We start from the raw sequence: 15,602 nt of genomic DNA, 5'->3' as shown, positions 1-15,602 counted from the left end.
ATAGACGTAATATAGGAACTCATAAGTTTCAAAAGGACCACATTTGTCCCATGCTAGTTCGTACAATAGATAAGGTAGTTGATATTATTACGGGCCGCAGCAAACTCACGGTTGCGGTCATGCTCGTTCTGACCGTCGTGATGCTCGTGGGTGCGGCCAGCCCCGCCGAACCGGCGAGTTCTGAACTCGGTGAAGACAGTCTCGAACAGGAAAAACTGGACTACATCAACGCGAACTACGGTGTTGGCGAAGAGGAAGTGACGCCAGTGCAGGTGTACGTCCGCAATACTGACGGGAACGTACTCTCGCAGGAATCGATGGTAGCGACGCTTCGCGTCCAGCAGGATCTCCTCGCTGAAGAGGCCGTTGCAGATGTAGCCAATCCGAACACGCCGGTGTTCGACATTTCGAACCGGGTGGCAAGCAGACTCGCCAGCGAGCAGAACCTGGATCTCGACGCACAGATCGCTGCACTCGAAACTGCCGACGAGCAGACTGTCTCCGAAACTGTGAGACAAGTGCTGGCAGAGGAACCTGATGCCCAGCAGTTGCTACCGCGGACCTACGAATCCGGGTCAGCGACTGCCGAATCGCGGACCATGGTGTTCGTCTTGGAGGGGGCACCCGAGGACGCGTTTGCTCCAACGGGTCCGATTGCCGACGCACAGGAAGTCATCCACGACCGAACCCAGGCCGAACAGCAAGACGAGTACTTCATGCTCAGTGGCCCTGCAGCTCAGGAAATCAACGCCCAGGCGGTCTCTGATACGCTGACGCTGATTGGTCCCATCGCACTCCTGTTGATCCTGGTGGCCCTGGCCTTCGCCTACCGGGACGTCGCCGACGTTCTCGTGGGGATGTTTGGTGTGATCGTCACGCTCATCTGGATGTTTGGGCTCATTGGCTGGCTAAACGTTCCCTTCGGGCAGGCAGTCATCATCGCGCCAATTCTGTTGATTGGCCTGAGTATCGACTACGGCCTGCACGTGTTCATGCGTTACCGGGAGGAACGTGGTCCCGACGAGCCGATTCGCCCGCCAATGCGTCGGGCGCTGTCCGGTGTGGCCGTCGCCCTGGTGCTCGTGACGGTCACGACCGCGCTTGGCTTTCTCTCGAACTTCACAAATCCGCTTTCGGAGATTAGATCGCTCGCGTTCGCCACTGCACTCGGAGTCATCGCTGCACTCATCGTGTTTGTGACTCTCGTACCGGCGGTCAAAGTGGAGATCGATGGCCTCCTCGAACGCTTCGGCAGGAACCGTCGCAAGCCTTCGATCGGAGCCAGTGAGGGCCGCGTCAGGAGCTTCCTCACCCTCGGCGTTTCGGCTGCCCAGCGGTCGGCAATCGTAGTCGTTGTCGTGGCGCTATTGATTACGGCAGGCGGGATCTTCGCCTTCGGCGCGCTCGATACGTCGATGGGAGACCAGCCTGACCAGCCCCCAGCGTGGCAACAGAACCTCCCCGAACCCTTCGCAATCGAAGAATACGAGTATCTCGACGACTGGAAGTATGTCCAGGAGAACTTCCAGCGGGCGGGACCCGGAGTCTCTCCGGCGCAGATTCTCGTCGAGGGTGATGTCGCGACGGCGGAGGCACTGGCGCGGATGGATGAAGCAGAACGACAGTTCGCCGAGTCAGATGTCGCCTTCCGGCGGACAGACGGGTCGGTGCCGAGCCAGACGCCGCTGTCGGTGATGCGCGCGGCTGCGGCCGAGGACCCCAACTTCCGTGCGACTTTCGAGGCCGCTGATACAGACAGCAACGGCGTGCCTGACCAGAACATCCAGGAGGTGTACGACGCGCTGTTCGCCGCGGCCCCACAGGAGGCATCACAGGTCCTCGAACGACAGAACAACGAGTACCGGTCGGCTCGACTCGTGCTGCCAGCGACGCAGGACCTTGATTTCACGCGTGTGGCCGGTACGGTCCGTGGGAGTGCCAGCACAACAGGCGAGGCGCCCGGGGTGATCGCGACTGCGACTGGTGAGGATGTGATCATCCAGGTCCAAGTCGAACTGCTGACGGAGAACATCCTCCAGACGCTCGTGATCGCGCTGATCGTCATCTTCGTCCTGATGTCGGTGTTGTACCGGGTCAGGCGGGGCAGTGCTACCCTCGGCGCACTGACGGTGCTACCGATCGGGATGGTCATCGCGTGGGTGTTCGTCGCGATGTGGCTACTGGACGTGCCGCTGACGCTGTTCACAGCCCTACTGATGAGTCTAGCAATCGGACTGGGTACAGACTACACGATCCACATCAGCGAGCGCTTCGCTCAGGAACTGGAGGAGACCGGAGATACCACCGAAGCGCTGGAAACAGCCGTCGCGGGCACTGGTGGCGCACTGCTGGGCAGCACTGCCACGACAGTCGCTGCGTTCGCTACACTCTCGCTGTCGACGTTCCCCGCAATGCAACAGTTAGGGATGCTGGTCGCAATCGCGTTGCTAAGCTCGCTGGTGATGGCGGTGTTCGTGCTCCCGAGTCTCATTACGCTTTGGGTACGATACGGTGGGCGGGAGCCGACAGCTCCCGAGACGATGTCCTCCGCAACGTCGAGTGAAACCGAGCCGATAACCGATGGCGGGTTCGACCAGTGGTCTGAGACCGACAACGGGGGCAAACGTGACTGAAGATAGTCCAAAGGCGGCCAAACCTGGCGATCCGGACGGCTCCGCTTCGTTCGGTGCACTATACGATCGTGCGGTCGAATCACTCCTGAGCGTCCCCGTATCGGACACATGGATCGACTCGGCGAGCGGCCGGACCCACCTGCTCACTGCCGGCGATCCCTCCGCTCAACCAGTAATCGTCTTTCAGGGTGGCAACGTGACGAACCCGGTGACTTTGTGCTGGATACAGACGCTGGCCGACGACTACTATCTCATCGCGCCGGATACCCCTGGCCAACCTGGGAAGACGACCGTCGAGATAGCATCCGATTTCGGACTGTGGGTTGTCGAAGTGCTCGATGGGCTGGGTCTCGATAACGTAGCAATGCTCGGAATCTCCCACGGAGGTGGCATCGTGCTGGAAGCGGCTGTCGAAGCACCGGCCCGGATCGACGCCGCTGCGTTGATCGCCCCCGCTGGCTTCGGAACGTCACTCTCCCTGGATCTCGTGCGGATTGTTCTCCTCTCGCTTGGCTATCGGTTTCTGCCGCGGCAGCAGTTACTGCAGCGTGCCCTCGCACCGATGTTCACACAGTCGATTTCGACGGTCGACGAGACTATCATCGAAACCGTGGGCACCGCACTCCGGACTGAAGATTTGCGGGCGGAGTTCCCGGGACCAGCGGATCCCGAATCGCTAGCAGGGTTCGAAGCCCCGACACTGGTCATTACAGCCGAACAGGACCCGTTTTTCCCGGGGAGACGAACCTGCAAGCGGGCAGCGCGTCACCTACCATCGCTCGAAGAATGTGTCATGCTTACAGAGGAGCGTCACTTCCTCTCACCAGCGGGACAGCACCGCGCGAGCGAGCGGATCCAGACATTCCTTGGCGAACACACAGGTGTGACTCAATGACGGGTGCCTACAGCCCCCGTTTCAGTCGGAGCTCTGTCTTCTGGATATCCCCAGATAGCACCCTCTAGTGCTACTTTATCCCAGTTCGAGATGTAGCGTCTACCGGGATGGTACAATCTTCCTCACGCGGTATCGGAGATATCCGGACAACGAGACGACGAGTACTCGCGACGACAGCGACACTCGCGGTCGTTGGGCTGGCTGGTTGTGCTGACGAACCCAATTCCGACGGGAGTCTCAGAGTGACCGTGAACAACCAGCGCGGGACTGCCCAGCGGATAACGGTAACTGTCACCGACAGTGACGGTGAACAACATGTGAAGAAAACTGACACCGTCCCCGCGAACGTCAGCCAGCCTTTCGAAAGCAGCGGGTACGAGGATGGCCAGTACACGATTCAGGTTCAGGGCGAAGACTGAGCGACCAGTAGCGTCTGGCGGCCCAGTGTGTGTCGGAATTTCGAGTTTCTCACACGTCTTAACTCTCCCGACCAGACGCCGATGGTAGCCGCAGAATCGTCCTGTCTCGACGATCAAGAATAACTGCTTGCTATCGATTCTTTCATCTGATGTGCCAGGTAATGTGACTCACTGCTAGTTTATGCTCTGGGAGAACGTTTAGACATATAACATGTCTTCAGAGACTGATTCGTTAGAGAGTCGACCGTCACTCGTCGCCACAGTCACGACCGAAACGATCCCGGATCGAGAGATAGTGGAAGTCCTCGGAATCGCCCGGGGAAACACAGTCAAGGCGCGGAACCTGGGTCGAGATATCACACAGGGATTTCGGAACATCGCTGGCGGTGAACTCAAAGCTTACTCGACGTTGCTTTCGCAGGCCCGCGACGACGCTATCGCGCGAATGGAAGCGGACGCAGTCGAGATGGGCGGCGATGCCGTCGTCAACGTCCGAATGGAAACGTCTGAAATCACCAAGGGCGCTTCTGAAGTGATCGCCTACGGAACCGCTGTTCGACTCGACTGATCCGGACGACTCCTGGCGGTCTACCATTGAAGTGGCCAGCCAGTCGCCCTCCGATACTTCCAACACACCTACAGTATTATTAGCTCTCGACACCTCGTGGTCCTGATGAGCGAGCAGCAACCGACACCCGTCCGAGGAGAAGTAGCGGCGGGTTTCGAGCCAGTCGAACGCGTTTTTCGTGCAAATTTCACAGATCGGAACGAACTCGGTGCAGCATGTGCGGTCTACCACGCCGGTGAGAAGGTTGTCGACCTCTGGGATGGATACAGGGATACCGCCGCGACGAAGCCCTGGGAAGAAAACACGATGGTGCTCGTCTTCTCCACGACCAAAGGTGTGTCCGCGGCCGCGATGGCACTCGCCCACGCTCGGAACTACTTCCAATACGATGACCAGGTGAGCATCCACTGGCCGTCGACAACTAGTACCGGTTTTATCAACCGGCGGATCGGGAGTAACGTCAAAGCCGGATTCAAACAGATGAACGAGGCCCTCAAGGAACGAGTTGAAACCGAATAGCTGGCAACAAGATCGTGTATCCGTTACCGGCTCGAAACCAATAAAAACCGATCGGGATCTGAAAGTCGATTCCGTTCACGTACTGCACGTTTGTCCCGCAATAGCTCGGCTTCTCAGGCGTCGGCAAGTTGTATGCTACGAGCGATTACTCGTCAGCTTTGTTTGTTTCGTGTAGTGCTTCGAGGCGTGACTGCGGTCAAAGCCGGCGGCATCAATCCCGGCGACACCGTTGGTCGGGAGAACGTGACTGAGAGATTGAGAAGAACCCGCCAAACAGCCATGTCAAGGCGATTGAAGGCCTTACACAACGTCGAAGGAGACGAGATCCCCTCAAGATTGAGGAGGGACTCCGAATCCGGGGTATCTCGATAAGTTCGTCAAGAAGCGTCCGGTACGTCGTATTCTTCCGAACCTTGAGACAGAGGAGGACGATGTGTTGATGAAGTGTGTACCGCCATCTCGAGAACTTTGAGGAGTAACGAGCGACAGCTCGCCAAGCCAGGTGCATCGCTTGCTCAACGAACCGGAGTAACTGCGACTTCGGGAGGGCTTCCATCCGGTCAGACTATGGGACGAACCTGTAACTCTCTGAGGATTTCAACAGAGCCACTTTATCGTAACCGCTAGATGGCGATGGGGCGGGTGCACTAAGCGACTCCGACCTAAAGGAGACTGACCCTGGGGTCGCAAGACTGCGAGGCAGTGTAGTACTTCACGCGAACGAAGGAAGCGGATGGGTCGGGGCGGATTTGGAAACCGGCCGACATGACGGGCCTGCTCAAAACCGCTTGCGCGGGCCCGTCTAACATCGCCCGCGCTCGCTCCGCTCACGAGGGCGATGCTTCCTCCGTGTGAATAGGGAGCGATCCCAGCCTGATACGGTTCGACTGGCACAGTGCTGCGGAACCCTGTCGTGGTAACACGAAACAAAGGGTACATCATGTACAGTGAACCGATTTCACCGTCCCAGGCGATCGAAGAGTATCTTACCGCCCGATCGAACGAACTGGCCGACGCAACGGTCCAGAATCATCGATACCGATTGAAGCAATTCCGGCTCTGGTGTGATGAAGTCGAGTTCACCGATATGCGTGAGCTCTCGGGTCGAGAAACGGAGTCATTCCGGCTGGCACGTGAAAGCGAGGGCTTAGCTCCGATGACAGTCCGGAACCACCAGATGACGCTTCGTGTCTTTGTCGAATGGTGTGAGACCCAAGGATACGTCAAGCCCGGTGTATCCGAGAAAATTCGCACCCCAGCAGTAGCGAAGTCCGATCGAACTCGAGACGACAAGATTAGCCACGAAACCGCTCAGGATATGATTAATTCCCTGAGCCGATTCGAATACGGCTCTCTGAGGCACGTTCTCATCCACGTCCTCTATCACACCGGGATGCGTACCGGAGCAGCCCGAGCATTAGACGTCGATGACTTCGTCTTGGATCCGGATCCACATCTACAGGTCCGACATCGCCCCGAGACTGGCACCCCATTGAAGCGGGGCATCGATGGCGAACGGAACGTGTCGATCGTTGACTCCGAACTCGTTAAAGCGCTCCAAGACTATCGCGATCGGACCCGTCCTGAAGTCACTGATGAAGACGGCCGGGAACCACTATTCGCATCCCGACAAGGCCGGATAGCGAAAACAACGATCCAGGCCCATAGCTACAGAGCGACCCAGCCCTGCGAATGGACTGGGGCCTGTCCTCACGATCAAGAGGTGGACGCGTGCCCGTACCGATCAGCAGATAAGGCATCACAGTGTCCCTCATCGATCTCCCCGCACGCGTTAAGGCGATCGGCCATCACCTCGCATCTAGACCGTGACGTTCCGAAAGATATCGTCTCGGGTCGGACCAACGTTTCACGGAAGCGTCTGGACCAGCACTACGATGCCAGAGACGAAGAGTCGAAACGGCAGACAAGACGTCGCCAGTTGGAGAATATGGATATATAGACGGTATTAATTTCATCCGAATCTCTCTACTATTTCGAACACAGAGAACCAGTTGGAGATATCAACACAGCAGGGATCACACGTGGGTGGGCAGTGAACCCAGCAACATCCAGATTATCCGGTCGCTCATACCGACGACTCATGACTTGGTTGAATCCCGGGTAGTGAAGCTTCTAATGCGTTCGATTTCGGCGATCTCATGCTCAGGTTACGACTTCGCAGGATGAGCGAAATGCTCTTTCTTCACTTTCACCGTGGTCCGGGAACCTTCTTATAACAAGATGACAAATTAGGGCACATGGATCCAATAGATGATCCATACGCGGATGATTCGCTTGACGCGGACTCCTTCGGTCTCGAAGGGTGGGATGGGATAGACGAGATCGAGGTGGAGGATAGCGAAAACGAAATATGCGACCACGACGAGCACAAGGAGGTCGTGCCTCTACAAGAAATGCGAGGGGCATCAGCCATGGGTTATGGCGGGCAGTTCAGCACAAGTGAAGCGATGATCGTTTGCAAAAAGTGTGGGAAGGCTAAACCCGCAGAAAGAGTCGACCAAGGTAACGATTTCTTCGGGTTGTAGGGCGTTTCGGGCCTACATTATCATAAAGTGAGTGTGTAATATCGTGTTGGGGTATGGCCGACGAACGAGACTGGACAAGGATTTTCCAAATAATGTGTGATACAGATGAAATCAAAGCACGCGCTGGTGCCGAACACACTGATGAAACCTCACACGCCATCAATTTCTACTCAAAACAAAACGAACGCTCGATATGGGTGATCGGGTAGCTGTACAGGGAGACACCAAATTGGTCAGTTTTGAAGATAGTGTAGACTTAGTCGGTATCGTAGACTCTCCGAACTATGTCCGTAACTCGATACTGGATGAAAAAATAGCCAAGCGAATCGTGGAGTACCTCGATGATCGGGAGAATATATTCGACGACTGTGTTGAGGAAGTAGGACGGTTGAAACGAAAACGGAGAGAGAATGAGCATGACGACGTCGTCTTGCCAACCTCTTCAGGTGGGTGTTGAATTCGATCCCATTATGTGCGATCGAAAGCTCTCTATCGGGGAATAAGACCACGGCACTCAGTAGGATTGCCGATATTTTTGACTTCTATAGCTGATACCGCAAAGTAGAACCTCAGTCAGAGATTAGTTATATTAACATGGTGAACAAGCGGGAGCGTCTGATTCGAAACAAGGCAGCCACAGTCGCCAATCAAGATTCATATCAGATCCGGGAAGCCGATATTGACCATCTTGAGACTCTTCGTGAGGCATGTGGTCTGAATATGGGTGAAATTAGCAATCTTCTCGGGAAGCCCAATAATTGGTACTCAAACCATCAACGAGCAGGTGGGACGCATGAGTTCTCACGACCAGACTATTTCAGAATCAGAGATCTACTGGAAGTCGAATACCTTCGAGACCGCGTTGGATTCAGCGAAAATGAGGTTTCGCGTGGTGTCAACAATTCGTCAGGGTGGTACGAAAAACATCTAAAAGACGGATTCAAAATAGATGAGTACAATAAAGTTCTTGTTTTCCTTGTGACAGCAGCAGTCATCCAATATAAAAATGATGTCCTTAATGAGGAGACACTAAATGAGTTTGTCAACCACGGAATTGTTGGTGAGGACCTCATCCAAGATCTAAAGAGCTCCGTCGATATTGACTATGGTCATTAGTAGATAATGAGTATTCATTAGAGTCCGATATCAAACCTATCACGTGTTACTCTTTCTGTAGGTGTGTCATTAAGATCAGTAGACCGTGGACGTCCCTCCTCAAGCGTGTATAGGTCCCGAATTTGGCGAAGTGGATAAACCAGGCTCCAAGAAAGTTGATCCCCGTCGGAGTAGCCCTACGTCTCAGTGAGTAATTCGACCGCTCTTGGATCTATTTGGTACGTGATGTAGCCAATATCGGGTGGTTTCGCGGTAATATAGTACTCAGTCTGTCGTGGGTGAAGAGTTTCGGATGCACTCACACGTCGATTCAGGGTTGGCATCGAGTATGTAGAGAATCAAAGACGACGGTAATGAAGCTACCCCAGTATCTTGCCACCTGAGAGTGGGCTTGACGACCACTCCAAGTTATTACCAGGAGAATTAATTACTTTACCATCTATACGGAAATATTTATGTTATACACCTCTAACTCTACTTGCCATGGTATCCGTACCATGACAGCGATTGAAACCTAGAATACAATGAACAAAGAAGATGATCTGAACAAATCTGATTTGGATGAGAAGCAGCGTGCTGTTTACGTTAGTGAGGAGGTCTGGGATGCCGTTGACGACGTATTTAGAAAGACAAACGCTCTTCGTGAGCTTGACGACAAGGAACAGTTTGAGAAGCACAAGCACTTCATGGAAGCATTATTCAAATTCGCGATTGAGCACAAGGACGAGATAGAGGAGAAGGCCGAAGAGGAACTGAAGTAACACAACAGTAGACAACGATTAGAACCCGAATTGTTACAGTATAAATTTCCAAGTAAACGGTTCGAGACGTTAGTTTGCAATGAAAAGACTAGCGGGAATAATCTCCTTGAGATTGATCGCATGAGATCTAGGTGGTGCCAACCAGATCTTTCAGGGACTGAATATCACCTCGATCCACCTGCCCACACACAAAATAACACTCGCAAAGTGGAGTCTCACTCGGCTCCGAAAGTAGTGGGATGACTTATGAATCAGAGTTTGCTTAGGAATCACCGGCTCCAAAACAGCTTAGCAAGATGAGGTTACTGAGGATTCTTGAGAACCAATTTTCCTGCCTTCTTGGAACTCTTAGTAGTTGGTTCCAACAGAGCCATGCATTCGACGAACTTTATTTCCAACCGGGTTCCGGATTAACGTGGGTTGTTCAGCTACGACGACTCCCTGAGATTAGCCAAGGAGGTTCATTGTCCCAGAGATGAAGGGGGGCTTTTCTCAGAGGCAGATTACATAGGAGTTGTAGCAGAATACTCGTCTTCAATATCTACTCGGCTCTTTCGAAATGCCCGCCTGCCCCACGCATCCACTGTCGACGAATGAAGGAGCTCATCCTGCTCCATCTCGTCAACCTCTCCGAGATGAGGTAATTGGGTTAGAGCGTACACTGCACCTTGTGAATTCTGCCCCTGGAACTCGTAGTCGGTAGCGTTCACTTCATCTGCGTCGACAAGCGGGATCTCGTCTTCGCCGTTACCTCGGATTGAAATCGTATCCCTGTCGACCCTGTTTCCTCGCATGTTATCAGGGGAGTATTCACACTTCTCAACGAACTTCTCCACGACCGGCTTGAAGAGATCTCGGTCGACGTCGTCGTTACAATACACCATAATGTGTGCGTGTGGTGTTGCACGGTCATCTGTGCCTGCGATTACCAGAAAGTACTCCCAGTCATCAGACGAAAAAGGACTGTTCGGACTCTTCTGAAGCCGATAGCGAAGCGACTGCAGAGTGGGCGTCAATGCTTCGTTGAGTTCTGTAAGCAGGTCCAATCGACCGTGCGATTCTGGAGACAGTCGCAGAGACAAGAGGACTGTTGTCGGATTCTCATACGTGTCCAAGCACTGCCGATCGAGTGCCATCCCTTTTTTGTACCGGCTATTAGCGGTGTGCCGGCGACCTCGTCCCCAACCGTACTGATCGCTCGTAGAGCTCTCTCCGTGTCGTTGTTCAATGTAGGACTGAATGGCTTCTGACGCCGTCAATGGTTGCCCGTCATCGTCGAGATAACGATCCTTGTCGACAAGATCTGCGTTGGTCGCGATAGGTTGATGAAGTCCGAAATAATCTTGAGTCGTATCATCGGATGACTTGGGCCCAGATTGTCCACTGGGTTTGCTCCAACCGTTTGTGTCGTGGCCGTCTTTTGCTGTACATCCTATGTAATCTGCGTTCTCACTAGCCTTGTCTTCCCATAGGCTGTTCTCTTGAGGGACTGGGATCTGGTTGAGACTCAGAGCGTCGTTTTCTATCAGAAGGTGATTGATCTCAGTCTTGCTGTAGCCGTTCGCTTCAGCTTGCGCTCGGACTTCATCAATGCTTATCGGCTCGCCGGGGTCTACACCGACGCACTTCGCTGCTTCAACTATTAATTCGTCTAATGTGTTCGATAGTTCGCGAGATTCCATGCGACAGGCGACAACGTCAACGGCTCCGATGCGACAAATCTGCTTATGGATACTTGGATTTAAGCACTCTTTAAACTAACGAGATAGCATCACGCTCGTTAAAAATCACAATCTCAAACAGAGTAAATATCTACATCCAGTAAGCGTATATTTGGATCGACTCGGGTTTTATACGCTCTCCCTCATCGTCGATCTTGATCAGTTCGTTTGCTGACCAGCGGTACCTGAAGTCCGACATCGGCCCGAACTCGGGACACGTCTGAAACGGAGTGAGACTCACGAGCGGAACATGAGCGTGACTGACAACGTCGCAGATACCGCCATCGACGCGCACATCAACACCGCCTGATCGCCAGCAAGATAACACGGAGGGGTGGGAGATTACCACTGTATCAGGGTGTCATAGAACCAGTCACAAGGTATAGATTTCAAATATATCTTAATCGAATATATTGCTCACACCAGTATGTTCACAACGAGAAAAGGGTGATGAGGAATAATAGAGGATCGGACAGTAATTGTACAGTATGGGTGATGGGAGAGTCTATAAAAGCAGTAAGGGCGAGTATTTCGGTGATGCAGACGTTTGGGATCGGTTAGAATCGGGTCTGTGGGAACCCTGTTGCTGGTGCAGAGAAACAAACAGAGAATGGGTCGAAACACAACAGGGAGACTTACTCCTGTTAATCCCGATCTCTCGGCACGCAGTGCCTGACTGGAAAACCATCAGCTCTGATCCCGATGGTCTCAGGATACAGGAGAAACAACAGGTGTCCGTAGAGTGACCTCAATTCACCCTGTCTCTACCAATTCGCTCCACGGGTGTGCCAATCGTTCTATGACACCCTGACTGTATACTTGAATCTGTAGCCTTTCCTCGTACGGTATTTGGCCCGAATCAGAAACTACCGTGAAACGTCGTGCGACACATGACTGATAACAGCGACCACTGAGGACGACCCATTAGGAACGATTCTACAGTACAAAACAAAATGCACCTGTCCGGGAAACCCTATACTCGAAAAGACGCTCTAGAAGGTCATCTTGAAATGCGAATCAACTGGACTCCCAGTAATTAACAGCTGCTTCCAGTCTGCGAACAGTTCCGAGCAACATGAGTAGACCAATCGCTACCGCATACATCATAAATCCAATACTTATATAGAAATTGTCGGACAGGCTCACATCTACCGAGACACCAGCACCCTCCGCCAAAGCGCCAAAGATGAAGAATGCAAGACCAAGAAACAGTGCCCCAGATATAAGATCCCGAATCCCACTTCTATCACGGAACGTGATCAAGTCAAGGATGTTCGCATTTCTAAGACGACCCCCGTCGGTGACTATCGGATTATATGCGAGGTCATAGAGAGTGACATTATTGTAATTGTACTCGTCTAGTACATCGAGCTCGACTAGTTCATCCAACCGGTCATTAACTGTCTTCTTTGCCGGATCTCCCTCAAGATGCTGTTGTATCATGTATCGAGACCAAGGCTTCTCCTTTTTCTCTTCGTCCATCACACGGACGATATCTTCATGCTGAACAACCCAAGAAGGGTCAGAGTCCAGCTTGTCCTGTATGTCATCGGGAATCGCCATATTCGTTCATCCTACGCGAGTATGATAAAGCCAGTACAATGTTTAACTGATATTAGTTGTTACACGGCCGGATGGCATGATTATCCGGGCGGATAAATGGTCTAATCGGGCGTATTAGGACTTCATGGGCGCAATATTGGGTAAAACGGCCACCAGGGTATTTTACCACCGAAACCATTGTCAGTTATGTATGGTGTCACAACCTACAGCTGAGATATTCAGTGCGTTCGTGTATGGTGTAGCTGCAATGATCGGTGGCGGGATTCTGTTCGAGGGAGGAAAGAGATACGTCAAGACAGCTGGTAGTAATCTGTTTAAAGGGAAGATCGAGGCGCTACCATTCTTTTTCAGCGTGCTTGTACTAGGATGGATTCTTAAATACTTGGATCCAGCTGTGAGTGTGTTTGTCTATTCTATTCCAGTATTGCAACGATTGGGGATAATGGTCCTTGGCACAATGCTGCTGTTCAACTATTCGGTGGACAACTTCCGGTACACTGACCCAAAATCAATAGCAGTGTATGCTGTGGGCGTGGCCCTTGTTCTCTCTCCAACGTTCGGATAAGACTCTCACGAAGGAGATTATTAGTGGAAAGCATCCTGTCAATGTTGACAGCTACCGATTGATGATTCTGAGGAGGTATTGAGTCATTCCCTGCTATACTAAGCATTCATAGGGTAAGATGCTCTTCTCCGTACCAACAGTGAGATTTCGAAGATCGTCAAAGAAAGACGATTAGGACCTGTCTACAATAAGCCATATTACGTGAGATAACGACCCACTGCATATTTGTGGAAGCTGAATCAATTTATTCGGCTGTGGCAATTAATGATATTCCGTGGGTCACGATCATCTTGACCTTGGTGATGGGGGCGACCCATCTCGTATCGCCCACTATTACACCCCTCTCTTACACTATCCTCGCCCCGTGGATGCATGCGGGTTTCAATCACCTTTGGCAGAACCTCCTCGTGTTCGTTCTACTTGGTACGTTGGTAGAGAGGCGTGTGGGCTTAGTCACGTTCCTCTTGTTCGCAGTGTTGATTCCTTATCTCGCGCTTCATCTACCAGTAGTGTTTGAGTACGGCGGGCCCTCAAGAGGCGCAAGTGGTCTTACTATGACGTTGACTGGATACGCAATTCCGGCATTAGTCGTCGACCTTGCTGAGCGTATCGAGTCTTTTGAAGCTGATGCAAGAGATGTTGCTCTCGGAATCGGGATTCTGCTCGTCTTGATATACTTGAGCTTGGATGTATGGGTGACAGTCCAACGGTTCGCAGGTATTCAGTCGCGACCAGATGGTGTAGCGGTTTCGGCGCACGCGACTGGGCTTGTTCTTGGAGTGCTATGGTTTGGTTGGCGGGTACTTCGTCACGATCTGGACAACGCATGACGGGCGTGTTGCAAGCTATTCGCGCTGTGTATCGTGGCCTGCCCGGTTCGATCTAACGAGAAACTTCAGTAGAGGCAGGGAAATATAGAGAATGTATTCAGCAGGCTCATCCTGGTCAGACTGCTTGAGTACTTCGCCACCCACTCTATTCATTGCGTTATGAGGGAATCATCAAGGCATTCAGGTTACTCCGCTGCTGCTACCTCTAAGCGGATCTCAATGTTGCGTGCATCGCACATTTTCTGAAATTTCTGTTTTGACTCCCAATCAACTTCATTTAAGAGAAGTGTGACCTCAACTTCCCAAGAGCTTATAGAGAATTCCGATTGAAAACTCTCGCTCTCCATCAAGAGCTCACCAATGACTTCTTCTGGGACCTCACCATCAGTGTTTTTCACTTCAACCAACTCATAGCAGTGAATCTCTTTCTCTGGCCAGCGTTCTGAGTCTCTTGGCCAGCGAACGACACTATCTATCCGTTTTCGCGTTTGGAGAGCAACCTCTTTGAATACAATCGCATAGTCTTCTTTCCGGGTTTTCGATGGGTACTCTCCCGGTGTAGTTTCCCAGACATCGGGCCCATCCGAGCATACTTTGTCTAACCATCGGTTGAATATCTCCTCTTCCGCTTGATTTTGTATTTTGCTTCTGGATTTGTCAGTTAGGGAATGGAGCAGATCATCTCCTGGTGGTTGTCCATTGGGATCTGGCACGGGCATTCTATTAATTGAATACGTGGTTGTTTCTTTTAGCACTTTTTACAAGTTACTGAGACGAGCTACTCCTTGATTGTCACTAATTTGGTCTTCATCGGTTTCGGGCGAATACTGGCCCGCTGTCAGCGACCACACGTGCCTTGATCTTGACTCCTATCGGTCCTCCCGTCTGTATCGAAGAACCTCGCCTTCTGTCTCGTCATCCGACAGCGGGGCTGTTCTTCCGTATTCTGCGAGTCATCGTCGGCAAGCCGACTGAGATCTGCCCGTAATGCCTTGTTCGTGTCTTGCTGGGACAGAATGTCTAGGTCAAGAGCAACTTCTCCGTGCCTATCCATTATCACGATGGGGGAGATAAAGAGTCGAAAAGATAGACCCGGCGTCGCCAGTTAGAAAACATGGAGCTATAGCAACGGTATTGATAATATCTTTACATACGCGCTCGCGTCGAACGCGTATCTGATCTTCCAGACCCTCTACTACACGGGGATCAGACGATCAGACATGTGGTCGCTGGATGTCGACGACTGGGTCGCTGACCAACGGTATCTGAAGCTCTAACATCGGCCCGAGCTCGGGACACGTCTGAAACGGGGTGAGACTCACAAGCGGAACGTAAGCGTGACTGACGACATCTTAACTACCGCTATCGACCATCCGTGTTCGGTTAAGGAGAGAAACCGAGAGACGCTAGCGTTTTGATGAGGTTATCTTCAGAAACCGCGTAGAGAGAGGTTGTGCTACCTGAAC

At 52.4% G+C, this 15,602-nt stretch carries 14 protein-coding genes and 1 pseudogene; 11 read left to right on the top strand and 4 right to left on the bottom strand.

Translation table 11 applies throughout. From position 1 onward, the window contains the following. Positions 1–50 precede the first annotated feature (50 nt). The 5 genes from OB916_RS12690 to OB916_RS12670 all read left to right on the top strand — a co-directional run bounded on the left by OB916_RS12690 (position 51) and on the right by OB916_RS12670 (position 5,034). A complete protein-coding gene (locus OB916_RS12690) occupies positions 51–2,633 on the top strand; it encodes an efflux RND transporter permease subunit (RefSeq protein WP_315909665.1) in 2,583 nt (860 codons plus the stop codon). After that, positions 2,626–3,528, top strand: a complete 903-nt coding sequence (locus OB916_RS12685) for an alpha/beta fold hydrolase (RefSeq protein ID WP_315909664.1) — start codon at positions 2,626–2,628, stop codon at positions 3,526–3,528. Before OB916_RS12690 ends, OB916_RS12685 begins: the two co-directional genes overlap by 8 nt. A gap of 242 nt (positions 3,529–3,770) precedes the next feature. Next, a complete protein-coding gene (locus OB916_RS12680) occupies positions 3,771–3,947 on the top strand; it encodes a hypothetical protein (RefSeq protein WP_315909663.1) in 177 nt (58 codons plus the stop codon). Positions 3,948–4,158: 211 nt separating this feature from the next. Continuing rightward, positions 4,159–4,515 carry a YbjQ family protein gene (locus OB916_RS12675; protein WP_315909662.1) on the top strand — a complete coding sequence of 119 codons (357 nt, stop codon included), beginning with the start codon at positions 4,159–4,161 and terminating at the stop codon, positions 4,513–4,515. Between the two features lie 105 nt (positions 4,516–4,620). Further along, positions 4,621–5,034, top strand: a complete 414-nt coding sequence (locus OB916_RS12670) for a serine hydrolase (protein WP_315909661.1) — start codon at positions 4,621–4,623, stop codon at positions 5,032–5,034. Between the two features lie 150 nt (positions 5,035–5,184). Here OB916_RS12670 and OB916_RS12665 read toward each other — a convergent pair. Next, positions 5,185–5,590, bottom strand: a pseudogene (locus tag OB916_RS12665) (IS5/IS1182 family transposase); the annotation flags it as partial. Positions 5,591–5,974: 384 nt separating this feature from the next. On the opposite strand from OB916_RS12665, the gene OB916_RS17035 reads away from it, so the two are divergent. The 4 genes from OB916_RS17035 to OB916_RS12650 all read left to right on the top strand — a co-directional run bounded on the left by OB916_RS17035 (position 5,975) and on the right by OB916_RS12650 (position 9,457). Next, a complete protein-coding gene (locus tag OB916_RS17035; RefSeq protein WP_390884085.1) occupies positions 5,975–6,994 on the top strand; it encodes a tyrosine-type recombinase/integrase in 1,020 nt (339 codons plus the stop codon). A 298-nt stretch (positions 6,995–7,292) separates the two neighbouring features. Next, on the top strand, positions 7,293–7,580 hold the full coding sequence (locus OB916_RS12660) for a hypothetical protein (RefSeq protein WP_315909660.1): 288 nt from the start codon (positions 7,293–7,295) through the stop codon (positions 7,578–7,580). 594 nt (positions 7,581–8,174) lie between these two features. Next, entirely contained in the window at positions 8,175–8,696 is a 522-nt protein-coding gene (locus tag OB916_RS12655; protein WP_315909659.1) for a hypothetical protein, read from the top strand. Positions 8,697–9,220: 524 nt separating this feature from the next. Next, positions 9,221–9,457, top strand: coding sequence for a hypothetical protein (locus OB916_RS12650; protein ID WP_315909658.1), 237 nt, complete (start codon positions 9,221–9,223; stop codon positions 9,455–9,457). A 503-nt stretch (positions 9,458–9,960) separates the two neighbouring features. Here OB916_RS12650 and OB916_RS12645 read toward each other — a convergent pair. Both OB916_RS12645 and OB916_RS12640 read right to left on the bottom strand, forming a co-directional pair. Further along, positions 9,961–11,139 carry a hypothetical protein gene (locus tag OB916_RS12645; RefSeq protein WP_315909657.1) on the bottom strand — a complete coding sequence of 393 codons (1,179 nt, stop codon included), beginning with the start codon at positions 11,137–11,139 and terminating at the stop codon, positions 9,961–9,963. A 1,056-nt stretch (positions 11,140–12,195) separates the two neighbouring features. Then, entirely contained in the window at positions 12,196–12,741 is a 546-nt protein-coding gene (locus tag OB916_RS12640) for a hypothetical protein (protein ID WP_315909656.1), read from the bottom strand. A gap of 190 nt (positions 12,742–12,931) precedes the next feature. Here OB916_RS12640 and OB916_RS12635 point away from each other — a divergent pair, with 190 nt between their 5' ends. Further along, the gene (locus OB916_RS12635; RefSeq protein ID WP_315909655.1) at positions 12,932–13,306 is read left to right on the top strand and encodes a hypothetical protein; all 375 of its coding nucleotides are present in this window, start codon (positions 12,932–12,934) and stop codon (positions 13,304–13,306) included. Positions 13,307–13,560: 254 nt separating this feature from the next. Further along, positions 13,561–14,136, top strand: coding sequence for a rhomboid family intramembrane serine protease (locus OB916_RS12630; protein ID WP_315909654.1), 576 nt, complete (start codon positions 13,561–13,563; stop codon positions 14,134–14,136). Positions 14,137–14,321: 185 nt separating this feature from the next. Here the strand turns inward: OB916_RS12630 and OB916_RS12625 are convergent, their stop codons facing one another. Beyond that, positions 14,322–14,849, bottom strand: a complete 528-nt coding sequence (locus OB916_RS12625; RefSeq protein ID WP_315909653.1) for a hypothetical protein — start codon at positions 14,847–14,849, stop codon at positions 14,322–14,324. Positions 14,850–15,602 lie beyond the last annotated feature (753 nt).

This window comes from Halapricum hydrolyticum, assembly GCF_025517535.1.
Classification (GTDB): domain Archaea; phylum Halobacteriota; class Halobacteria; order Halobacteriales; family Haloarculaceae; genus Halapricum; species Halapricum hydrolyticum.
The sequence above is the reverse complement of the archived record's forward strand: the minus strand, read 5'-3'. Positions and strand labels throughout refer to the sequence as shown.